A 20,171-nucleotide genomic window follows, 5' to 3' on the forward strand; every position below is an offset into this window, starting at 1 on the left:
GATGGCACAGGCGTGATCGTGCAGTCTGGACATGCTGGATCTACTGGACATGTTGCGCATGGAAGCGGATCGGTAGATGTGTCGGTTACGTCTTTGTTGTCTGGATCTTTTCCTGCAGCCGTAGCCAGGTTGTAAACAAATCCCGAATCAATATCGGCCTGTGTTATAGTATGAACCGCCGTGAATGTAGTCGTGTCAATTGCTCCTACAGCTAAACTGCCCAGAGGTCCTCCTGTTACATCTGCATTGTTGTCCGTTACTGTAATATTGGTCAAGGTCGTTTCTCCCGTGTTTTTAACTGTAAAAGCATAGGTTACCTTATCCCCAACATTGGTTTTTCCGTCGCCGTTCGCATCCACAAATGTTCCGTGTTTCGTGATGGAGATGCCTGAGCTTGGATCAGTTGGAATATCGGTGGTGCAGCCTGCTGGATTGTTGCAGTCTGGATCCGGGTTTCCTGGGTTCTCTGGATCCTCAGGTGTAGTTTTAGCTCCATTTACTGTCGCTATATTAGAAACTACAGATACGTCTGTTAGGTCTCCTGTTACTTTTACATTAAAGGTATAGGTTCTTGTATCGTTTACAGCCAGTGGTGTTATATCTGTAAAGTTAACTTTGTTTCCTAAGCTGTCGTAAGAACCGCCCAAACTCACGCTGTCATCAACATAAGTCGTATTGGCAGGAATGTTGTCTTCGATAGTGATGCTTGGGATAGCAGTTGTACCTATATTTTTTACTGTTATATGATAAGTTAAAATCTCATTGGCTTCTGCCTTATTATTACCACTTGCATCAGTTACTGTTTTTATGGCAGTAAATGGGGATGCTCCGCATGTACTTGGATTAGCCAAGGTAACTGTAAGAGGTTTTGATTCAAATACACATCCTGTAGTTGATGTAACATTTGCTACATACACTCCTTTATTAGCATCAGTAAATGAAGGAATGGTTAATATCGTACCTGTTGCATCCAATCCTGTTGTTATTGGTGCACCATCTAGTGTCCATATGATACTTTCAATAGGACCAATAGGAAGAATACTAATAACAGCTTCCTGTCCTTGACATACAGCAGCTGACGGTGTTATACTTAATATACTTGCCGCAGTTAATGACAATACTGACAAGGTTGGCTCAATACTGGTACAAGTAGTGCTTATTTTCACATCATAATCTCCTGCAGCAAGCCCTGGGAATTCATTGGATGCCTGAGGTGCAGAATAGCTACTTGCAGGTGCTCCTTTTATTTTGTATTGGTAAGTAAACGGTCCTGTTCCTGTAGGTGTTACCACCAAAGTGCCTGTACCTCCTGAGCATGCCAAACCTCCTGATTTTGCAGCATCAATGCCTACAGTATTGTTTATAGGTATTGTGATGGTTTTGATAGTACCTGGCTGCACAAATCGGCAATCTTCGTTGTAAGAAAAATATTCCGGATAGATACCAATTTTATAAGTACCAGGAACAAGAATTTTACCTGCCCAATTATTATTGTAATTACTATTTGTAGGATCAAGACGATCAGGGAATGCAAAGGTTGCATCTCCACCATACATTTCCACCTCAGAGTCTTCACCAATAGGTCCTGTATAATCTGCTGGAGCTTCTAATATCTGAGCATGTGCTTTCAAATATATATTATTACTAACACCACCAGCCACTACTGGACCATAAGGCCCACCATAGGAAGTTACTATGTTGCCATCTTGATCAGTAGCTTTAAAAGTACCTTCTATACGGCGTGTAGCATCTTGACAACCATCGTACCATAATTTGTCTAAGCTATAAGCCAATACAGGGCTTTGGGCATCTATAGTAAGTATTTGACTACAAGCTCCTATTCCTGTTCCATTGTCGCCATAAGAAACCTTAACGGTATAGGCTCCAGAAGGAAGATCAGTGAATATTGTATTTGAAGAATCATCTGTTTGTGTATATGTTTTAGGAACAGTAACACCAGCAGGTGCACTAGTTATAGTATAGGTAATAGGATATGGTCCAGCCGCTAAAATATTCCCTATCTGTAAATTTACTTTCCCAAAAGTACAACCTTGTGCAGAAGTAAGTTTAGCAGACGGTCTTGTAGGTGCATCAGGAGCGAAAACTTTACCATTCAAAGTATAGGTATGTAATTGTGCATCGGTAGCTGATATATTGTAAGTACCTGCCAAAAGACCTGTAAGAAGATAGTCATCTGAAGGACTTGTCCAAGGATCTGGGAAATTTACCACTGCTCCAGTAGCTACATTTGTTACAGATATATTGGTTACAGGGAAGCAAGGTTCAGTATTCCAGTCTGTTGTCAATGCCAAAGTCTGACTACCTGTCGAACACATATCTGCAGGAGTATTGTCAATAACCGTTACATCAATTTTCGGGTCCTCCACAACAATCCAGTCTGAGTAGATATCAGCTCCTGTACAAGGGCTTTTCAATTTTAAACGATATTGGGTTTGAGGTGAAGAAAATGGAACATAGCTCACATCTATATCGGTTGTTCCTGGAGCTATAGAATAAGTAGTAGTTGTACTTCCATTCTTAACCTCTAATTCATAAGCCAGTTTGGTCCAATCAAAAGGAATTTCAGTTGCACCTTTAAAAAGATCCATGTGACCAGTTATATAATCTAAAACAAAGGCTAGATGGTCGCAATCTTTACCACGACTGAAATATTGAGTTGGGTTCTCTATTACTATTTTATCAAAACCGGTCAAATCGAAGCCTGATACTTTTACATTAGGTTCCAGCTGTGTGGTTTCGCAAGCGTCTTTTGCATATACAGTATAGGTCCCCTGTGGTACATTGCTAAAGGTTACTGTACCAGCATAGTTGGTAACAGGACCTGCTGCAATAACTCCTGGACTGCTTTCAATCCAATATTCCACTGGTTGAGTACCAGCTGTAGTACCATAGGTAATAGTACCATTAGAACCACAGGTTGGAGTACCGGCAGTAGATGGTGTTACAGTTGTTAGTTTCAGTATATCATAACTAGAATTAACAGTTTCTGGAGCAGATGTAACACCAGTAGGCGCTGGATAGTTACTATCAGAAATCTTTACGGTATAAGTCCCTGAAGGCAGGTTGTTAAACACATTGTTATCGGTTTGTGATCTCGTAATGCTGCTTCCGTCAGCTACTGTACCAGTAAGGGTATAAGTAGCAGGGGTGGCTACTGTCCATGATGCTGCGGCAGTTATTGTATTGTTTGCCATACAGGAACCTTTTGTACCCGTAATTGTTACACTTGGAAATAATGTCGTTATAGTTACTGGTTTAATGTCTGTACAACCACTCAAGGAGGTTGCTTTTATATAATACGTTTTATTGCCCGTGATCGTCACAGCATTTGGATTAGTTACCAATACAGTACATGCCGCATCTTCATAATAATCTAAAGTATTAACATTCGTGCTTCCAGCCGTAATAGCGGCAACTTTAAGATTTACAGTCGTGCCAGCAGTTGATACCGGTGCTGGGTTTGTAATAACCAATGCAGGTGCTGGATTAACTGTTACGGTTATTTTTTGTTTAGGCAATACACAACCACTTGCAGATGTTCCTTGTACATAGTAATCTGTAGTCACTAAAGGAGTCACTGTAGGAGTTGCTAATTCAGTTGTTTGGTTAGAGGCATAGTAAATATAAGACGCAACACCACTTACAGCATTGGCAAGATTAACGCTAGTTCCTGCACAAACTGTGGCAGGATTTGTAACGATTAAATTAAGATCTGTAGCTGCCGTTAATGTAATAGTACCTTTTGCTGTACATCCTGCAGGAGATGTTGCTACTACTGTATAGTCGCCGTTGTTTGCAGCTGTAAAATTAGGAATAACCAACTGGTAAAATTCTGGACCATTTTGTAGTACAGTAACACCATCTGGTGCTGTCCATTTATAATTGGTAACCATACCAATAGGTGTAGTGGTTACTGTAGCTGTTGTTCCAGGGCAGATTGTTTGAGTTGCACCTGAAAATATTGATGTGGTAGAGCTAGCCACAGTCAAATCTTGAGTAATGACAGCACCACACGCATCTGTGACTCTTACAGTATAAAAACCAATATCTAGTGATGAGAAAATATTATTGGTTTGATTGGCACTATATGTAGCATCTGTAGCACCTTGCTTTTTATAAGCATACTGCAAAGGCAGAGAAGTTCCTGTTGCCACTACAGTCAAGTTACCTTTAGTTGCTGGAAAACAAACCAAACCTCCTGAATGCGGTACATCTATAACTGGCAAAGCATAGGGAGCCAAAGTAATGGTTTTGCTGTCTGAAGAACAAGTTGGTTTGGCACCTGTATTATCATAAGGAGCAATGCTTAGCGTATAGGTACCCGCGGGTACACCAGTAAAAGAGTAACTTGTTCTATTAGAAGTGTAAACGGACTGATTACCATTACCACTTGCGTCATTATTCGTAAGCGTAATCCAAACTCCATCAATACCAACAGTACTCGCTGCAATCGGAGCACCTGATGCATTGGTATAATAATAAGGAATGTTGACAGTGTAGGTTTTACAGCCTGTAACATTCGTAGGAGTCGTCACATTTCCTAATTTCAAGCCCTTATTTCTTTGGCTATTATCATAACCTGTTATGGTTGTTGTTCTGCAGGGACCAGTTCCATCTCCTTTATCGCCAAATTCAAGCTTAAAGTCATAAAAGCCATAAGGAAGATAAGTGCCAAATGGTGCAGTAATTTTTAATGATCCATCCGCATTTTTATCGGTTGCATTATATACTGTAACAGTCTGATTTAGTGAAGGATCGGAGATACATGTGGCAGTAAAAGTAACAGGAAAAGGACCATTGACTATCCCAGTTGCAACATTACTAATTGAAACAAAATCATATTTTAGTCCTGTAAAGCTACAATTATTATTAAAATAAGCTCCCAAGCGATTTGCATTCATTTTAAAATCAGTGTAGATTGGGGTTGGTACGATACAGGTTTCCGTTAATGAAATCCCCTTTGCATCTGTCATGACTACTTTAAGCGTATGACCGGGAATCCAGCCTGCATAGCTGCCAGGGGTAGTAAGTGGAGTAGGTATAATATAACCATAGGTTGAAAAATCTTTATCACCTAATAAACGATTACTGTCATCAGTATCATACACTTTTACATTAACGGGGAAACATAGCAAATGGTCAGAACCATTTGGGACATCTACTTTAAAATTACCAAGCGTAAGTGCAGAACAGCTGTTGGCAAAAAGAGCATCAAAAGTTGGCAAAATCTTCTTAAATCCGATATAGTTGTAAATTATCTCCGTTTTAACATCGTCATTACACCCACTTTTAAATTGAAATGTAAAGGGTACATCATTATTGTCTGGTAATGTAAATTTTACAGTAGCAGGCATATCCGAAGCCACCCACTCTGACCAATCACCATTAGGTGTTCCTACTCTATACAATACATCTTTTCTGTTTACATTTAAAACTTTACCAGAGGCATCTTTTACAAGATAGGCCCAAAAAGTCGTAGCAGGATCGTAAGTTGCATTCGTCCTAGGATTGAAAGCTACGGTCATAGTTTTACAACCAGCATTTTCAGTGAAATACATATTGTTGGTTGAATAACCAGGTGGAATCAATGATACGCTCATAGAAGTTGCAGCTGTAATATCATCATAATCGTTTACTGTTATGCCGACATCACCACTTCTTAAAAAGTTGCCACACTTATCCTCAACCAATACAATATAGGTACCTGTAGGCACCCCTGTAAAAATATTTGAGGGCTGTGAGCCATACCCTACAAGAATTGTATTTGTAGCTTTATTAATCAAAGAATAAGACAATGGTCCCTTACCCCCAGAAGCGTTTACCGTAATTATTCCTCTAGGTCCACATACAAACGATGTAGAAAGATTATTACTTTGTATTACTGAATCAATATTTAAATCGGTAAAATTATTTTCGATCTTTACCGTTTGGATAACTGGAGTTGCTCCAGTACTTCCATCGAATACTTTTACGGTATAATCCCCCGTAGGCAAGCCGTCAAAGATATTGAGTGTTCCCTGCGCAAAAGACTTTGGCCCATCCAGTTGGTACAAAACCGTACCTGTTGTACCTGTGGCATTTACTACTATTCTTCCGCCGCTTTTACAGCCATCAGTAGTTACGTCTAAAGTAAATGAAGGTGCAATAACTGTTTTAGCACTGACCGTTTTATGATGCTTAAGTAGCTTATCATAGACACTTTCAACAGCATTGTTGGTTGTTGCCCAAGGCACTGGATTCTTCCAATCGTTCTTACTTTCTGCATTATAATAAGCAGTTGTTTTGGCATTTAGTGAAAATACCAAAAAAAGAGTTAATAATATAGAGTAGCAATTCTTCATAGGATTTAATGATTTATTATTCAATAAGTTGCTAAATTTGAAACAAAGAGTTTGTAATTGGCAAAACTATTTTGAATACCGATCTTAGAGTAGCCCCAAAAAGTTTTTAAAATGTTATTTAAAGCCAAAATGTTTTTATCTGTAGGAAATAACTTTATATATTTTAGGTTTTATGCTTTTCATCGATGTTTTTTAACAGCTAAGCAGTAAAAGAGATTGCGTTTTTAGCAGTTATTTTGTACTTTAAATCATAAAAAGGAGGAGAAATAATAGAAAAAAGCCAAAAAACTGTCAAATATGAAGAGTTTTTCAGCTTTTTACTTGTTGCTTTTTCGTCTAAAAAAGCCAAATTCTTACTTTTTTGTAAAAATTTGGGTAAAAAATTGGGTTGTTTTGTGGTTATTTGGAGTCGAATTTCTTGTAGGGTATTTCTTTTATTTTACCGATGTAGAATTGAAGATTATAGACTTGATTGGGAGAATTAGTTTCAAACACTAATTTCACGAATTATCACGAATTAATTTGCTAAATCACAGGGTTGGGGACGTTTAGTTTTAACCGCAAATTACACCAATTCTCACAAATTAGATTCTTGAAGATTTGGGGTTGGAATAGTGTTCTGCTGTTTTTCTTCATCTAGTCTGTCATCCTGACGAAGGAAGGATCTCCGTAAGCAGCTCTACAAAGTTTTTTGCCACAGATTAAAGGATTAAAAAGGATTTTTCACCCACGGTTTGTCATCCTTGACGAAGGAAGGATCTCCGTAATTAGCTCTAAAGATTGTCGATTTTGCATGCGGAGTTTATTGTGGAGATCCCTTGTTTCTCGGGATGATAAAAATACTTGGATAAGCTTAGTTTAACCGCAAATTACACCAATTCTCACAAATTAGATTCTTGAAGATTTGGGGTTGGAATACTGTTCTGCTGTTTTTCTTCGTCTAGTCTGTCATCCTGACGAAGGAAGGATCACACTCGTAAATCGACAAAGATTGGCGACATTCTTTGCGTCCCGAGGCTTCGGGATAGTGTGATTTGCTTCGCCAGTTCGCTATCGCTCGAGTCTCCTTTCAGTCGAAATGACAAAACTTTGCGGATTATCTTTGCGATATTGTTTCACGCAGATTTAGCAGATCTAGCAGATTTTTTTAATACAAATTAATTCGCGATAATTGGTGTAATTTGTCGTTAAAAAACTTTCTAGGCGTTGAGAGAAATATAGGGTGTTAGAAATAAAAAAAACTGCCCGAAAATACATTCGGGCAGTTTTTAAAAGTTTTATTTTATAAATGTAAACGTTTATTTTGCGGCTTCAACTTTTGCCAAAACTTCTTCTTCTGTTCCTTCAAAAACTTCGGTTGTTGTTTTACCGTTTTCAGTTTTAGTAACTGTTCCAGTTGTTTTTCCGTTTATATTCTTTACCTCAACACTAACCGATTTTTTCTCGTATTTACTAGTATCAAAACAATCTGTCTTTTGGTATTTTCCAGTTTTGTCAAAATGTGCTAGACATTTAGCCGTTTCCTCTGGTGTACAGCCTTTTTCTTTACACATTTTTATACACTCTTCTTTTGTCATTCCAGACATGTCGCCACATTTAGAAAATCCATCTGCGTGCATTTCTGTTTTGGCACAGCAAGAAGATTTTTCTGCAATATCAGATGGCGAATGTCCTTCGCCCAAAATTGGTGCAATTACCAATCCAATCAAACAAGTCAATTTAATTAAGATATTCATTGATGGTCCAGAAGTATCTTTGAAAGGATCTCCAACAGTATCTCCAGTTACAGCGGCTTTGTGTGCATCTGAACCTTTGTATGTCATTTCTCCATTAATCATAACTCCTGCTTCAAAAGATTTTTTAGCATTGTCCCAAGCGCCTCCGGCATTGTTTTGGAAAACTGCCCAAAGAACACCAGAAACCGTAACTCCGGCCATATATCCTCCTAGCATTTCAGCAATCAACTGATTGTTGTCTGAATAAACTAATTTCCCGATAAGTACAATCAAAATTGGAAATCCGATAGTTAAAATTCCCGGAAGCATCATTTCGCGTAAAGCGGCTTTTGTAGAAATCTCCACGCATTTTCCGTATTCTGGTTTTGCAGTTCCTTCCATAATACCTGCAATTTCTTTGAACTGGCGTCTCACTTCGTATACCATATCCATAGCTGCTTTTCCAACTGAGTTCATCGCTAAAGCAGAGAAAACTACAGGAATCATTCCCCCGACAAATAACATGGCTAAAACTGGTGCTTTAAAAATATTAATTCCGTCAATTCCAGTAAAAGTTACATAGGCGGCAAATAAAGCTAAGGAAGTTAAGGCTGCAGAAGCGATTGCAAAACCTTTGCCAGTTGCTGCGGTTGTATTTCCTACTGAGTCTAAAATATCGGTTCTAGTACGAACCTCTTTTGGCAATTCGCTCATTTCAGCGATTCCTCCTGCATTATCAGAAATTGGTCCGAAAGCATCGATTGCCAATTGCATTGCTGTTGTTGCCATCATTGCTGAAGCTGCCAGCGCCACTCCATAAAATCCTGCCAAAGCGTAAGAAATCCAAATAGCCATAGCAAATAACAATACCGTTGGAAAAGTAGAAATCATTCCTGTTGCCAAACCTGCAATAACATTTGTTCCTGCACCAGTCGATGATTTTTGTACAATTGCCAGAACTGGTTTTGTACCTAATCCTGTATAATATTCTGTTACGGAAGAAATAGCTCCTCCAACCACCAATCCGACCAAAGTCGCATAAAAAACACGCATTGACGAAATGGCTTTAGATCCTTCTCCAAAGAAACTCATCTGCATGGTTTCTGGTAGCATATATTGCACCAAGAAGAAACAAGCCACAGCGGTCAAAACAATAGAAACCCAGTTTCCTACATTTAATGCTTTCTGTACTTGAGCTTCTCTAGCATTATCGTCTGAGATTTTTACTAAAAGTGTCCCGATGATAGAAAACAAGATTCCGAAACCAGCAATTGCCATTGGAAGCAAGATTGGACCAATTCCTCCGAAAGCGTCATTGATACTTCCGCCCATATCTTTTATCACATAATTTCCTAGAACCATTGCGGCTAAAACTGTTGCCACATAAGAACCAAATAAATCGGCTCCCATACCGGCAACGTCGCCCACATTATCTCCAACGTTATCTGCAATTGTTGCTGGATTACGCGGATCATCTTCTGGAATTCCTGCTTCTACTTTACCTACTAAATCGGCACCAACATCGGCCGCTTTTGTATAGATTCCTCCTCCAACTCTGGCAAACAAGGCTATTGATTCAGCTCCTAATGAAAATCCTGCTAAAGTTTCTAAGACCACTGTCATGGTATCTGTATCTTTCCAAACTCCGTCAGAGAATAAATTGAAAAAGATTATAAAAAAAGCTGTCAATCCTAAAACTGCCAGCCCTGCAACGCCAAGCCCCATTACGGTTCCTCCGCCAAAAGATACTTTTAAAGCCTGAGGAAGACTTGTACGAGCTGCCTGAGTGGTTCTAACGTTTGTTTTTGTTGCTATTTTCATTCCAATATTTCCCGCGTAAGCTGAAAACAATGCACCAAAAATAAAGGCAATTACGATTAATAAATGTGTTTTAACTCCTGGGATAAAAGTAATTCCTGCCAAAGCTAAACTGGCGATTATTACAAATATGGTTAACAGCTTATATTCTGCTTTGAGGAAGGCTAAGGCTCCTTCGTAGATGTAATCTGAAATTTCTTTCATCTTACCGTCTCCGGCGTCTTGTTTTAAAACCCAACTCCTTTTTATTCCCATGAAAAGTAATCCTAAAACTGCCATGACAATTGGCAGGTAAATCATAAATGCATTCATAATATATTAATGGTTTTGGTTAATAGTCAACAATCTAACTAAAACGAATTTAAACAAAAAAGCAATACTCCTGACGGCAGTATTGCTTTTTTTATATATTATGAGTGCTTAAATTATTTAATGCTAAATAATCCCTCTGGTTTATTTTCAATATCGTTAAAACGCTTAGTACATTCAGCAATAATGTCGAATGCTTCTTTTACGTCTCCCCATCCTTCAACATCAACTTTTTTGTTTTCAAGATCTTTATAAACTTGGAAAAAGTGCTCAATTTCTTTTACTAAGTGAGGGTTGATATCTGATAAATCCGTTAATGAATTCCAAATTGGGTCTGAAACTGGTACACAAATAATTTTCTCATCTGGTCCTTTGTCATCTGCCATGTGGAAAACTCCAATTGGCTTCACTTCCATAACACATCCAGGGAAAGTTGGCTCGTTTACCAAAACTAATACGTCAAGAGGATCTCCGTCTAAAGCTAAAGTTTCTGGAATAAATCCGTAATCAGCTGGGTACATCATTGAAGAGAATAACATTCTATCGAAACGCATTCTTTTAATTTCAAAATCGTACTCGTATTTATTTCTGCTTCCTCTTGGTATTTCGATTAATACATCGAAAGTCGTTAATTTGTCTGCGGTCATTTTCGTTTTTTAATGTTTCTATAATTTCGGTTGCAAAAGTAACTAAAGAATCCCTTTTTACAATGAAAAAAGTGCATTAATCTATGAAGTTTATTCATAATTTAATGCACTTTCTATGTTATCTAACAGAGAGTTAATAAAAGGTTTTACAAATTAGCGTCTTCTATCAATTCTTCGCTCAAAATACCAGAGCAAATTTCTCTAACTTCTCCTGTCATTCTAATATTAAAATCTGGATCAACTTTAATTTTTAATGTTCCTCCCTGCATTTTAATTGTGATGTTTTCATCTACTAAACCTTTCTTCTTCATCACACTGGCAACCGCACAAGATGAGCTTCCAGATGCAAGTGTAAAGCCTGCCCCTCTTTCCCAAATCAATACTTCTACTTCATTTCGATTAATGACTTTTGCAAACTGTACATTGATCCGATTCGGAAACATTTTGTGGTTTTCTAAATATGGACCAAATTGTTTGATTTCATCAATACTTAAATCTTCTTTTAGAATAACACAATGTGGATTTCCAACAGAAACACAGTTTACATCAAAAGATTTACCATTTGCTTCAATCGTAACGTTATCTACTTCTGGAGTTTCAAACTTTGTAGGGATCAAATGTGATTTGAAAATGGCCTGTCCCATATCGACAGTTATAATTTTTGCTTTGTTGTTTACCGTTTCTTCAATAGTCGCTTTTACGATTCCACCTTTTGTTTCAACAGTAAATTCGTTTTTCGTTATTATTCCGTAATCAAAAACATATTTACAGAATATGCGCAATCCGTTTCCGCTTTTCTCTGCTTCAGAACCGTCTGGATTGAATATCTGTAAACCAATATCAGCGCGATCAGAATCAGCCAATAACAAAATACCATCAGAGCCTATTCCGAAATTTACATTGCAGATTCTTGTTATCGCTTTTTGAGTTAGTTCAAATGTAATATTTTGGCTGTCCAGCACTATATATTCATTTCCTAATCCGTGGGTTTTTACAAAGAAATTCTTGTTCATTTGTTTTATTATATTTTATAACTGTCCGTTTGAAAATAGCACACGGATGACACAGATTCGCCAAAGCGAAGACGCGGATTAAAACGGATCCTTTATTAATCTGTTTAAAATTTAAGTAGAAAATCTGTTTTAATCCGCGTTTTTACGAAGTAAATCCGTCTAATCCGCGTCATTATTGTGCTCTTCAAGTTATTAATCCGCTTAGCGGACAATCCTATTTTATTAATCTGACTAGAAATAGAATCCAAAAGATCCTTTTACAGCAAATTTGTGAGCATCCGGCATGTCTAAATAATTTCCTCTCCAAGAGAAATCAATTCTAAAGACTTTGAAAATATTTCCAATACCAGCGTGATATTCCCAATATATATTTTCCGGAACATTATAAGGCAATCCAGAAGCGTTTATAGCACGGTTAGCTTCAGAAATTGTTCCGTGTACCGCTCTAACTCCTACAAATTCTCTCCAGTTTAATTTTCTCATAAATGGAACTCTAGCGAATAATCTTCCGCCAAAATCATGATTCCATTGCAGTGTTGTATATTGATCTGTTACGAATTCGTAGAAATTAAGGTTACTAAACGTATTTTCGATTGTAAAATAAGTCTGGTTCCCCGGAATTACACTCATTAATCCCAACGGAATCGTACCGAACGTTTTTCCTGTTTCCAGAATAATATTTGATCTTCCTAAAGGTCCAATTATAATTGGCTGTTTGTAGAAAACCTGAATTTTTTCATAAGCAAAATCGCTGTCTAAAACTCCTTTAAGACCATAACTAAAGTTTACAAAGAAATGGCTAAACGGACTGTCAACTAAATCTCTTTCTACACCATAACCAATTGTTTTACGGTTTGGCATATATTCAAACTGAATATTCGCTTCGGATTGTTTTACATCGCTTTTGATAACTCCTGTCGGATTTGTCATGCTAGGCAAAGTAGTATAATAATCCAAACTAAAAGTTTTTGAAGCCGATTCTAATGTTCGATACGAAAATCCCGCCGAAACAACAAAATTCTTCTTGGCTTCCATTTCAACCGAGAGATTACTCAAATTAATATTTGTCAGCTTTCCGTTGCTTCCAGTTGTGAACAAAGCAGAAGAGGCAAAACTTCGGCCTAAAATATCATTTGTTGTTGTTAAACTGGCTCCAATCTGTTCGATATCACGCCTGTTTCCTCCAGAAATAATAACACGGTTTTTCTTGTCCACCATCCATTTTCCAGAAAGTCCGTATTTGAATTTATTATCATCAAATCCGTAAGCAGTGTAAGCCTGTAAACGCCAAGGGTCGTTTGGTCCAAAATACGTTCTTCCTCCTACTCTCAATCGTAAACCTTCAACTTCATTATATCCAAAAGTCGAATAAATAGGTCCGTAATCGAAGTTCTTAAATTCAACGTAACCGCTTCCTAAAATGGAGACGAGATTATAGAGTTGCTTAAATCGCTTGACCGTCTGCAGTGTATCGAGCATTTTATAAATACCCGCTTCATCTTTATTTAATTTTTCAAAACGATTTTCTTCCCAAAATTCCGGCGGTCGTTCATATACCGCATTATCTATGAAATTGACTTCCTCTTTGTAGAATTTCTCTGGTTTTTGAATGTTGAATTTATGATTACGATATAAAGTCGTTCGTTTTCCGTAAACTCCTTTTGATTTTTCTTTTTTATTCAAAGCAAAATCAGACATCATATAATCACGGGTCAAAAGGAAAATGGAATCATTTTCTACCTCAAATTCCTGCTCTATATAAATGTCCTTTACCCAGTTAATATTGGCGCTTTTGGTAACACCCATATTAATTTTTTTGATGGCAAAAGTGGTATCGTTTACCCAGAAATCTCCTTTAAAAGTCAACTCATTTTTACGCCTCGGATAAAAAACAATATTAAAACACCATTTTTTGTCGATATAAGCACTGTCTTTTAAGACATAATTATAAACATCAATTCCGGTTCTTGAAAGCGGGCTAGTAAAGCTTTTATCAAAAAATTTAAGGTGATTATCGTAAATATTATAATCAGAATAAAGGTCTTTTACGAAAGCTAAAATCTGCTGATTTCCATTGAAACCAGACATTTTATTTCCGGTAAGATTCTCTTTTACCTTTTTTATTTTATTATCTCCGTAAACATCATAAACCGATTCGTTGATAAAAATCGGCAGATACGTTTTCCCCGTAACATCAGAAGTATCAACATGATTGAAGACAAACTCCATTCCCTTAAAAAGCTTGTTTTTCATGAAAGCACTATCAATGGTATTCATGTCAAACTCGACTTTTTCATACTTCTGCATTTGATATTGATTGAATTGGTAAAGTCCGTTTTTACGTTTTCTTTCCCAAATTTTCCTCAAAATATCCAAGGCGGGATTATTCTTTTTAGAAGTTTTTCCCGTATAAATTACAACCTCATTTAACGCTTCAGCTTCGCCTAAAACAATTTTAAAGTTATAATTAACAGCTTTTTCCAGCGGCACTTCTTTATCTGAAAATCCAGCTGAAGTAACTATTAATGCTGTATAAGTATTTGGTGATTCTAAATAAAAACGACCGTCTTCATTAGAAACGATTCCGGTATTAGAACCTTTAAAGACAACATTTGCAAAAGGGATCGGCTGATTCGACTTGTCCAAAACAATTCCACTCACTTTCGTTTGTGCAGTAGCAATAGCCGCAAATGCGAATACAAAAAATAGGCTGAGTAAAATTATTCTTTTCATTGTCTGGGCAAAAAAAAACTTCATCAATTAACTATGAATGATGAAGTTTTGTGAGTATTTTAAATATGTATTATTTGTATAATACTTTTTTAACTGCTTTTACTACATCACCAGCATTTGGCAACCAGTCTTTTAATAATACTGGAGAGTACGGTGCAGGAGTATCTGCAGTTGTAATACGTTGAATTGGTGCATCAAGGAAGTCGAATGCCTGCTCTTGAACGATATAAGAGATTTCAGAAGAAAGACTGGCAACTGGCCAAGCTTCTTCAAGAATTACTAAACGGTTTGTTTTTTTAACCGATTTTAAGATTGCCTCTTTATCCATTGGACGAACAGTTCTTAAATCGATAATCTCACAAGAGATTCCTTCTTTAGCTAATTCATCAGCAGCGATAAAAGCTTCTTTGATGATTTTTCCGAATGAAACGATAGTTACATCAGTACCTTCACGTTTCACATCAGCAACACCAAGTGGAATTGTGTATTCTCCGTCTGGCACTTCACCTTTGTCTCCGTACATCTGCTCAGATTCCATGAAAATAACTGGATCGTTATCACGGATAGCTGATTTTAAAAGTCCTTTTGCATCGTAAGGAGTTGAAGGAACCACAACTTTAAGACCTGGAGTGTTAGCAAACCAGTTTTCTAAAGCTTGAGAGTGAGTTGCTCCTAATTGACCAGCAGAAGCTGTTGGTCCGCGGAAAACGATAGGCACATTAAATTGTCCTCCTGTCATTTGACGCATTTTAGCAGCGTTATTTATAATTTGATCAATACCAACTAAACAGAAGTTGAATGTCATATATTCTACAATAGGGCGGTTTCCGTTCATTGCAGAACCTACTGCAATTCCTGAAAAACCAAGCTCAGCGATTGGAGTATCAATTACTCTTTTTTCACCAAACTCAGCAAGCATTCCTTTAGAAGCTTTGTAAGCTCCATTGTATTCTGCAACCTCTTCTCCCATTAAATATATGGATTCATCGCGACGCATTTCTTCGCTCATCGCTTCACAAATGGCCTCTCTAAATTGTATTGTTCTCATATTTTATATTGTATGTTGAATTTTCTGAAGAGCAAAAATAAATATTTTAAATAACTTAAAAGCATAAATTGAATTTAAAATCGCACGAACTGCTGCACATCTTTCGGTTTTAACTTTTTTATGCTTATTGTGATATTTACGAAATCGATATAATAACGTGTAATCAACACTTATTTCATCCAAAATATTTTTTAGACAAACTTTTATTGATTTGTTTAATTCTTGTTTCTTCGAAATTCAGTCATCAAAACGCAAAAAATCAAAAAATAGTATTTTTTATACAAATTTTAACTCCTCTCTTGTGGTTCAAATATTGCAAAATTCCTAACAATCAGACAAAATGAGTGCTTTTTCATTTTTAGATTCCGATGAAAATCATTCAAAACCGCATAATCTGCGAAATCGTAATAGTTTTAAAAAATATTATGCATGCATAGTATAATTATTCCAAATTAAATTCTAAATTTGTAAAAGCATATTATAAATTCAAAATATATACTTATGAAAATACTAGTTTGCATCAGCCATGTGCCTGATACTACTTCTAAAATTAACTTTACTAACGGCGATTCAGAATTTGATACAGCCGGCGTACAATATGTAATTAATCCTAACGACGAATTTGGTCTTACACGCGCAATCTGGTTCCAAGAACAACAAGGTGCAAATGTAACGGTTGTAAACGTGGGAGGTCCTGATACTGAACCAACATTGCGTAAAGCATTGGCAATTGGTGCTAACGAAGCAATTCGTGTAAATGCAAATCCAACTGACGGATTTTTTGTTGCAAAACAATTAGCAGAAGTAATTAAAAACGGAGGTTACGATTTAGTGATTGCAGGAAAAGAATCTTTAGATTACAACGGAGGAATGGTTCCTGGAATGATTGCTGGTATTTTAGGTTCTAACTTCTTAAACTCTTGTACAAGTTTAACTGTTGACGGAAATAACGTAAAAGCAGTTCGCGAAATTGACGGTGGAAAAGAAACTGTAAGCACTACGCTTCCTTTAATCATTGGTGCTCAAAAAGGTCTTGTTGAAGAAAAAGACCTTCGTATTCCAAACATGAGAGGAATCATGACTGCAAGAACTAAGGCTTTAACTATTCTTGAGCCAGTTGACGCTCCTGTAAACACTAAAGCTGTGAAGTTTGAAAAACCAGCTCCAAAATCAGCAGTGAAATTAGTTTCTCCTGATAATTTAGATGAGTTAATCAATTTATTACACAACGAAGCGAAAGTAATCTAGTATTCAGTAATCAGTTTTTTAGTGTTCAGTTTTCAACCTTGAAACCTGAAACGTGAAACCTCTAAACAAAAAAATCATGTCTATATTAATATATGCAGAATCTGCAGAAGGAAAATTTAAAAAAGTAGCTTTCGAATTAGCTTCTTACGCTAAGAAAGTAGCAGAATCATTAGGTACAACCGTTACTGCTTTAACAGTAAACATCAGCGATGTAAGCGAATTGGGCAAATACGGAGTTGATAAAGTTCTAAAAGTAAACAACGATAAATTAGCTGGTTTTACTGCTAAAGCTTATGCTGATGTAATCAAACAAGCTGCTGAAAAAGAAGGAACAAAAGTAGTTTTACTATCTTCTACAACAGACAGTATTTATCTTTCATCATTAGTAGCAGTAGCTTTAAATGCTGGTTTTGCTTCGAATGTTGTGGGATTACCAGTTAGCACTTCTCCATTTCAGGTAAAAAGAAATGCTTTCTCAAACAAAGCATTCAACATCACACAAATCGATACAGATGTAAAAGTTCTTGGTTTGGCTAAAAACTCTTATGGAATCTTTGAAAGTGCAGGAGTTGCAGCTGCTGAAGATTTTAATCCAACTCTTGGAGAAAATGATTTCGGAATTAAAGTAGACTCTGTTGAAAAAGTAACTGGAAAAGTTTCTATCGCTGATGCTGATATCGTAGTTTCTGGCGGACGTGGATTAAAAGGACCTGAAAATTGGGGATTAGTTGAAAATTTAGCTGAAGTTTTAGGCGCAGCAACAGCCTGTTCTAAACCAGTTTCAGATTTAGGATGGAGACCTCACAGCGAACACGTTGGCCAAACAGGAAAACCAGTTGCAACTAACTTATATATTGCGATAGGTATTTCTGGAGCAATCCAGCATATTGCAGGTATTAACTCATCTAAAGTAAAAGTAGTGATCAATAACGATCCAGAAGCTCCTTTCTTTAAAGTAGCTGATTACGGAATTGTTGGTGATGCTTTCGAAATTGTACCGCAATTAACAGAGAAACTTAAAGCTTTTAAAGCACAACATTCTTAATTCAAGAATTCTCTTCAAAATATTTGCTGCCTAAAAACAAGATATTGTATCTTTGTTTATAGGCAGCTTTTTTGTTCCATATTTTTTGACTAAAATTGCAGCTTTATTTTTCAATTAAAAAAAGCAAAAAAATGAGGCGCTAAGTGCCTTTTTTACAAACATATATGAGTCTAGTAAAATTATCTATAAAAGGAATTTCATACAGCCAAACTCAAAATGGCGCTTATGCCCTAATTCTGAATGAAGTTGATGGTGAAAGAAAATTACCTATTGTTATTGGTGCTTTTGAAGCCCAATCGATAGCTATTGCCTTAGAAAAAGAAATAAAACCACCACGTCCATTAACACACGATTTATTCAAAAACTTCGCAGAAAGATTTGATATTGTAGTAAAACAAGTGATCATTCACAAATTGGTTGACGGCGTTTTTTACTCCAGTTTAATCTGTGAAAGAGACAAAATTGAAGAAATCATTGATGCCCGAACTTCAGATGCTATTGCTTTAGCATTACGTTTCAATGCACCAATTTTTACTTATAAAAACATTTTAGATAAAGCTGGAATTTATTTAAAATCAAACACTGCTGATGCCGATCAAGGAGCTCAGGAAATTGATGATGTTCTTTCAAATCCAGAAACTTTTGGACGTGAAGAAGAAAGCAATCAATCTGGAGATGTTTATTCAAAACATACTTTACAAGAACTGAATGAACTTTTAGATCAAGCCGTTTCTCAGGAAGATTACGAAAAAGCAGCTAAAATTAGAGACGAAATCTCAAGAAGATAAATCATGTTTAATCGTGGATTTGTTTATTCGTTTAATCGATTAAACAGTTACACGAATAGACGGTTAAACAATTAAACACCAATGAAACAATACTTAGATTTAGTAAAACACGTTTTAGAAAACGGGAATCAAAAAGGAGACCGTACCGGAACTGGAACAAAAAGTGTTTTTGGCTACCAGATGCGTTTTGATTTAAGTGAAGGTTTCCCAATGGTTACAACTAAAAAACTTCATTTAAAATCGATTATTTACGAATTGCTTTGGTTCTTAAAAGGAGATACAAATATTAAATATCTTAAAGAAAACGGAGTAAAAATCTGGGATGAATGGGCAGATTCTAATGGCGATTTAGGGCCTGTTTACGGACATCAATGGAGAAACTGGAACAGTGAAGAAATCGATCAAATCTCTGAATTGATTACGGAACTAAAAACAAATCCAAACAGCCGAAGAATGCTGGTTTCTGCTTGGAATCCATCTGTTCTGCCAGATACTAAAAAATCATTTGAGGAAAATGTAGCCAATAACAAAGCTGCTCTGCCTCCATGTCATGCCTTTTTTCAGTTTTATGTGGCAAGTCCCGATTTAGAAAAAGGAGAAACGAAAGGAAAATTATCTTGCCAGTTATACCAAAGAAGCGCTGATATTTTTTTAGGAGTACCTTTTAATATTGCTTCTTATGCATTATTTACAATGATGATTGCTCAAGTATGCGATTTAGAACCAGGTGAATTTATACACACTTTTGGCGACGCACATATTTACAATAATCATTTTGAGCAATTAGAATTGCAATTAACTCGTGAGCCAAAACCATTACCAAAAATGATTTTGAATCCAGCGATTAAAAACATTTTTGATTTTGATTATGACGATTTCACTTTAGTAGACTATGATCCGCATCCTGCAATAAAAGGAAGTGTCGCTGTATAAAAAACAAAAAATCCGCTTAAAAAAATATTGAGCGGATTTTTTTTATACAATTAAGACACTATTTTCACTTCCAGCATAATCGTTCCATTTATAAGAATCGGCTTCTGGATCGTTTACATAAATCCCGTCTATTACATACTTAAATTCGTAGATCGCATCTTTAACCAAATCATAAGTCGCTTTAAAGGTTCCGTTTTTCAACTTACTTAAAGCTCCTTCTGAAGGATTCCAGTTATTAAAATCCCCAACAACTGCTGCCGAATCAGCATCTTTGGCATCTATAGAAAATGTTACTTTACAAACTGGTTTCGTTTTGATGAATTGTTTTTTCAAAGACATAACTATTTAGTTTTTAGATTTATACCCTTAAAATTAAATAAATTCAATCAAACCCCCACTACTCGGCCATCCGATTTATCATAATTCCAAAAACGACACCTTATTTTAGTCATATCTGTAATTTAAACGGTCTAAAATTTTGCTTTTCAAATTCTTAGATCATTTTAAACCAA

The 20,171-nt window shown here is 36.4% G+C and carries 11 protein-coding genes; 4 read left to right on the plus strand and 7 right to left on the minus strand.

Annotated elements, in window-relative coordinates; translation table 11 throughout:
* From GSY47_RS17340 to GSY47_RS17365, 6 genes are all read right to left on the minus strand, one after another.
* On the minus strand, positions 1-6,362 hold a 6,362-nt coding region (locus GSY47_RS17340), incomplete at its 3' end, for a DUF7507 domain-containing protein (protein ID WP_219071492.1).
* Between the two features lie 1,298 nt (positions 6,363-7,660).
* Positions 7,661-10,207 (minus strand): sodium-translocating pyrophosphatase, encoded by a 2,547-nt coding sequence (locus tag GSY47_RS17345; RefSeq protein ID WP_179002519.1) that lies wholly within the window; start codon positions 10,205-10,207, stop codon positions 7,661-7,663.
* Between the two features lie 113 nt (positions 10,208-10,320).
* The gene (locus tag GSY47_RS17350) at positions 10,321-10,851 is read right to left on the minus strand and encodes an inorganic diphosphatase (RefSeq protein WP_091493871.1); all 531 of its coding nucleotides are present in this window, start codon (positions 10,849-10,851) and stop codon (positions 10,321-10,323) included.
* Positions 10,852-10,997: 146 nt separating this feature from the next.
* A complete protein-coding gene (gene dapF / locus GSY47_RS17355) occupies positions 10,998-11,864 on the minus strand; it encodes a diaminopimelate epimerase (protein WP_179002520.1) in 867 nt (288 codons plus the stop codon).
* 231 nt (positions 11,865-12,095) lie between these two features.
* Positions 12,096-14,597 (minus strand): DUF5686 and carboxypeptidase-like regulatory domain-containing protein, encoded by a 2,502-nt coding sequence (locus GSY47_RS17360; RefSeq protein WP_179002521.1) that lies wholly within the window; start codon positions 14,595-14,597, stop codon positions 12,096-12,098.
* 70 nt (positions 14,598-14,667) lie between these two features.
* Positions 14,668-15,645, minus strand: coding sequence for a pyruvate dehydrogenase complex E1 component subunit beta (locus tag GSY47_RS17365; protein ID WP_179002522.1), 978 nt, complete (start codon positions 15,643-15,645; stop codon positions 14,668-14,670).
* 501 nt (positions 15,646-16,146) lie between these two features.
* Between GSY47_RS17365 and GSY47_RS17370 the strand changes: the two genes are divergently transcribed.
* The 4 genes from GSY47_RS17370 (at position 16,147) to GSY47_RS17385 (ending at position 19,659) form a co-directional block, all read left to right on the plus strand.
* Entirely contained in the window at positions 16,147-16,893 is a 747-nt protein-coding gene (locus GSY47_RS17370) for an electron transfer flavoprotein subunit beta/FixA family protein (protein WP_179002523.1), read from the plus strand.
* A gap of 76 nt (positions 16,894-16,969) precedes the next feature.
* Entirely contained in the window at positions 16,970-17,938 is a 969-nt protein-coding gene (locus GSY47_RS17375; protein ID WP_179002524.1) for an electron transfer flavoprotein subunit alpha/FixB family protein, read from the plus strand.
* Positions 17,939-18,102: 164 nt separating this feature from the next.
* A complete protein-coding gene (locus GSY47_RS17380) occupies positions 18,103-18,726 on the plus strand; it encodes a bifunctional nuclease family protein (RefSeq protein WP_179002525.1) in 624 nt (207 codons plus the stop codon).
* 81 nt (positions 18,727-18,807) lie between these two features.
* Positions 18,808-19,659 carry a thymidylate synthase gene (locus GSY47_RS17385; RefSeq protein ID WP_091493884.1) on the plus strand — a complete coding sequence of 284 codons (852 nt, stop codon included), beginning with the start codon at positions 18,808-18,810 and terminating at the stop codon, positions 19,657-19,659.
* Between the two features lie 42 nt (positions 19,660-19,701).
* On the opposite strand, the gene GSY47_RS17390 is transcribed toward GSY47_RS17385, so the two are convergent.
* Positions 19,702-19,998 carry an isoamylase early set domain-containing protein gene (locus tag GSY47_RS17390; protein WP_179002526.1) on the minus strand — a complete coding sequence of 99 codons (297 nt, stop codon included), beginning with the start codon at positions 19,996-19,998 and terminating at the stop codon, positions 19,702-19,704.
* Between the last annotated feature and the right edge of the window lie 173 nt (positions 19,999-20,171).

Source organism: Flavobacterium quisquiliarum (assembly GCF_019308285.1).
Taxonomy (GTDB): Bacteria; Bacteroidota; Bacteroidia; order Flavobacteriales; family Flavobacteriaceae; genus Flavobacterium; species Flavobacterium quisquiliarum.